This is a genomic window from Streptomyces katrae, from assembly GCF_000966975.1.
Classification (GTDB): domain Bacteria; phylum Actinomycetota; class Actinomycetes; order Streptomycetales; family Streptomycetaceae; genus Streptomyces; species Streptomyces katrae.
The window spans coordinates 1-4234 of the sequence record NZ_JZWV01001322.1 but is presented as its reverse complement, the minus strand read 5'-3'; the positions used below and the strand labels follow the sequence as shown (position 1 = coordinate 4234).

The window sequence follows — 4234 nt, the reverse complement described above, 5'->3', positions numbered from 1 at the left end:
ACCTCCACCACCTGGCCCGCGCCGAGGTCCGCACGGCCCGCCACTGGAAGCAGCAGGCCCGCCTCCTGCCCGTGGAGGAGCACCTGCCGCCCCTGCCCCAGGTCCCGGACGACCTAGAGGAGCTCCTCGGCGCCTCCGTCATCTGGACCTCCCCGCCGATCAGCACCCAGGACCTCACCACCCTCACCACCGGCCCCGGCCGCGCCGAACGCCCCCCGTACCGGCTGCCGGCACGGCTGCGCCAGGCCGTCGCGGCCCGCCCCCGCAGGGAGCACCCGGAGCTGGGCGACATCATCACCCCCAGCCCACCCGTCGCCGTGGCCGTCGCCCGGCACGCCCGCCTCAACCCCGCGCACCTCACGGAGGAGGCGAACACCTGGGCCCTGGACGCCCTCAAACAACCCCAGTTGACGCACGCCGCCCGCAAGACCCCCGAAGGACAGCCGGCCCCCGCCGCGCTGGCCTCCGTCCACCAGCCTCCGTCCACCAGGCGCTGCGCGTGCTGGAAGTCGTCAACCGCTACTCGGGCGGCGTCAGCCTCACCCAGATCGCCCGGGAGACCAAACTGCCGCAGCTGGCCCTCGCCCGGGCCACGGAGCAGCTCGTCCGGGCCAACCTCGCCACCCCCACCGGACCCGACGCCTACGTGGCCGGCCACGCCCTGCTGCTGGCCGACGCGGCCGGCGGGGAGGGCCGGGGACACCTGCGCGAGACCCTGGCCTGGGTCCGGGACGCCGTCGGCGCGGCCGTGTACGTCGCCCGCTACACCGACGGCGAGGTCGCCATCACCCAGTACGCCGACGGCCCGGGCGCCCCCGCCGTCGACGAATGGGTCGACTTCCGGACGGCCGCGCACGCCTCGGCGGTCGGCAAGGCCCTGCTCACCCAGCTCGACTACGACGACCGCAAGGACCACCTCGCCCGGCACGAGATGTCCCGCTTCACCTCCCACACCTTCACCAGCCAGGAGGCGCTCTTCCATCAGCTCGACACCCGCAGGCCCAACGCCCCCCTGCTCGACTTCCAGGAGTACGCGGTGGGCACGGTCTGCGCGGCCGTACCGATCACGGCCGGGCCCAACGCCGAATGCGTGGCACTCTCCATCCCCGTCCCCGACCCGGCCCGGCTCAGGCAGGCCGCCCGGATCCTGCAGAGCGAGGCCGCCGCGGTCTTACTCGCCCTGATCGTCGCGGGCAGCACCCAGCCCCGGGGCGCGCTCCGGCCGCCGTCCGGACCGGCCGCCCCCTTCGGCCTGGAGACCACCATCCTGTCCACGACCGTCTGACCGCTGACCGTCCGGTCCGCCGGACGGGACACGGAAAAGCCGAGCGGGCCCGGGCCGGAGTCTTCCGGACCGGGCCCCGCTCGTCGGCTCAGGCCTTGCGCCGCCCCAGCCCGGCCGCCACCAGCAGGGCCGCGCCGACCACCAGGGCCGCGTCCACCGCCAGGACCGTGCGCACCCCGCCGAAGAGCGAGGTCCCCGTCGTGGCCAGGACGCCCAGCAGCGGGATGCCGACGGTGAGGCCCACCTGCTGGGTGGTGGTGACCAGACCGGTGGCCAGACCCTGTTCCCCGTCCGGCACCCCGCTCGTCACGGTCAGCCCGTACGAGATGATCGCGCCCAGGTGGCACATGCTGGCCAGCGACACGGCCACGGTCGCCACCAGCGCGCCCGAGTCCGGACCCACCGCCAGCAGCGCCGCGGTGAACAGCCCCTGCCCGGCCAGCGAACCGACCAGGGTGCGGCGGGCGCCGAAGCGGCCGATGAACCGGGGGGCCAGCGAACCGGCGAGCGCCGAGGCGATGCCCTGGACGCCGAAGACCAGACCGGTCAGGAAGGAGGACAGCCCCAGCGTCTCCTGGAAGTACAGGGTCAGGACGAAGATGACCGTCGACATCATCGAGAAGGTCACCAGCCCGCCCACGTTGCCCCAGGCCACGGTCCGCCGCCCCAGCATCGGCAGCGACACCAGCGGGGCGGCCGACTTCGACTCCACCACCACGAACACGGCCAGCAGCACCAGCCCGGCCACGAGGGAGGCCTGCACGTCCAGCCCGCCGAACCCGCGTTCGGCCGCCGTCGACAGGGCGTAGATCAGCGCGAGCAGCCCGGCGGTGACGGTGACGGCGCCCGGCACGTCCAGGCGCGGCCGCTCCGGGGTGCGGGACTCGGCCAGCAGCCCGGGGGCGAGGACCAGGACCACCAGCGCGGCGACCGCGAGCAGCCCCATCGTCGAGCGCCAGCCGAGGGTGTCGGTCATGACCCCGCCGAGGACCATGCCGACCGTGAAGCCCAGGGACAGCAGCGTGCCGGAGATGCCGAGCGCCCGGTCGCGCAGCGGCCCCTCGGGGAAGGTCGTGGTCAGCAGGGACATGCCGGCCGGCACGACGGCGGCCGCCCCCAGGCCCTGGAGGGCGCGCCCGGTCAGGAAGGCCGCCGGGTTCCATGCGACGGTGGCGAGCAGCGAGGCCGCTCCGAAGAGCGCGAGACCGGCCAGGAACAGCTTCTTGCGGCCGAACAGGTCGCCGATCCGGCTGAAGAGGAGCAGGAAGCCGCCGGAGGGCAGGCTGAACGCGGTGACCGCCCACTGGAGCGCGGACGGGCTCAGCTGGAGGTCCTTGCCCAGCACCGGCAGTGCCACGTTCAGGACGGAGAAGTCGAGGGCCACCATGAACTGCGCGGCGCAGAGCACGAAGAGGACCAGCCGGGCCCGGCCGGAGAGCCGGGTGTCCTCGGGGGCCGCCGTCCGCGGCCCGGTGACCGCGGGGGTCTGGATGTCTGTCGTCATGGCCACCACCCTCGTGGCCCGGGAACGATCGTGAAGAGTGGGAACTTATCCTGTTGGTGGCACCACCAGGCAGCCGGACAGGGGGAATCCGTGGCCACACCGATCGACCGCAACCGCCGCACGGAACTGAGGGAGTTCCTGATGAGCCGGCGTGCCAGGGTCTCCCCGGCGGAGGCCGGCCTGCCGGACGGCGGAGCCCGCCGACGCACCCCCGGACTGCGCCGCGAGGAGGTCGCCGTCCTCGCCGGGGTCGGGGTCTCCTGGTACCAGTGGCTCGAACAGGGCCGCGACATCACGGTGTCCGGACAGGTCCTCGACGCCGTGAGCCGCGTGCTGAAGCTGACCAGCGCCGAACGCCGGCACCTGTACGTGCTCGCCGGGCTCAACCCGCCCGCCCTCGAAGTCGCCCCCGGCGACCGGGACATGTGCCAGGGCCTGCAGCGGCTGATCGACGCCTGGATGCCCTTCCCCGCGCACATCATGGACACCTACTGGAACACCGTGATGTACAACGACGCGGCCGCGCTGGTCCTCGGGATGCGCCCGGAGATCGTGCAGAACTGCCTGATCGCCTTCTTCACCGACCCCGTGTACATGGCGCGCTCCCCGCACTGGGAGGAGATCGCCGTCGAGGTCGTGGCCCAGTTCCGGGCCGCCTGCTCCGAACACCCCGAGGACGAGGGCTTCCAGGCGGTCCTGGAGCAGGCACGTGAACTCAGCCCCCGTTTCACGGAGTTGTGGGAACGCCAGGAGATCCGCCCCGGAGGCCAGCTCCGCAAGGAGATGGAACACCCGGTCGTCGGCACCCTGCACGTGGAGACGACCCAGCTGCGCGTCCCGGCCCGCCCCGACCTGGCGATCGTGCTGCACACCCCGCTGCCGGGCACGGAGACCGCCGAGAAACTGGAGTGGCTCACCTCGCCGGAGGGACGCCGCGGACTGATGTACCCGGTCGCGGGCTAGCGGGTCCTGCTGTCCTGCCGGTGCCGCCGTCACGGGGTGCGGGCGCCCAGGGCGGTGACGGCGGCGACCATGCGGTCCCAGAACGCCTCGCGGTCCAGGCCGACGGCGACCCGCGCGTTCGCCGGCCGTCCGAGGTAGCCGTGCGGGTCGACGACGGTGGCCCCGCGCGTGTGCGTGCCCCGCAGCTCCACCGCCACGTTCGCGTCCGCACAGTCCACGATCGCCGGGTCGATGACCCGGGCCACCGCGACGGGGTCGTGCAGCGGCGGGTGGGGCATGCCCCACAGCCGCAGGTACGTGGAGGCGAAGAAGGTCAGCAACTCGGCGCAGACCGTTCCGAGTTCCGTATCCAGTCCGGCGAAGCGGGCCACGACCTCCGGGGTGGCCAGGGCCTGGTGGGTGACGTTGAGGCCGCACATGGTCACCGGCACGCCGCTGCGGAAGACGATGTCGGCGGCCTCCGGATCGGTGTACACGTTGAA

The 4234-nt window shown here is 73.4% G+C and carries 4 protein-coding genes; 2 read left to right on the top strand and 2 right to left on the bottom strand.

The window, feature by feature from the left end; translation table 11 throughout:
• The first annotated feature begins 499 nt into the window (after nt 1-499).
• Nucleotides 500-1285: an IclR family transcriptional regulator domain-containing protein gene (locus VR44_RS36740; protein ID WP_063779013.1), complete on the top strand. Its 786-nt coding sequence runs from the start codon at nt 500-502 to the stop codon at nt 1283-1285.
• An 88-nt stretch (nt 1286-1373) separates the two neighbouring features.
• Here the strand turns inward: VR44_RS36740 and VR44_RS36735 are convergent, their stop codons facing one another.
• Nucleotides 1374-2789, bottom strand: a complete 1416-nt coding sequence (locus tag VR44_RS36735) for an MFS transporter (RefSeq protein ID WP_045952006.1) — start codon at nt 2787-2789, stop codon at nt 1374-1376.
• 141 nt (nt 2790-2930) lie between these two features.
• Here VR44_RS36735 and VR44_RS36730 point away from each other — a divergent pair, with 141 nt between their 5' ends.
• Nucleotides 2931-3752 (top strand): helix-turn-helix transcriptional regulator, encoded by an 822-nt coding sequence (locus tag VR44_RS36730; protein ID WP_045952008.1) that lies wholly within the window; start codon nt 2931-2933, stop codon nt 3750-3752.
• Nucleotides 3753-3781: 29 nt separating this feature from the next.
• Here the strand turns inward: VR44_RS36730 and VR44_RS36725 are convergent.
• The coding region (locus tag VR44_RS36725) for a nucleoside hydrolase (protein ID WP_045952005.1) at nt 3782-4234 on the bottom strand (453 nt) is incomplete at its 5' end.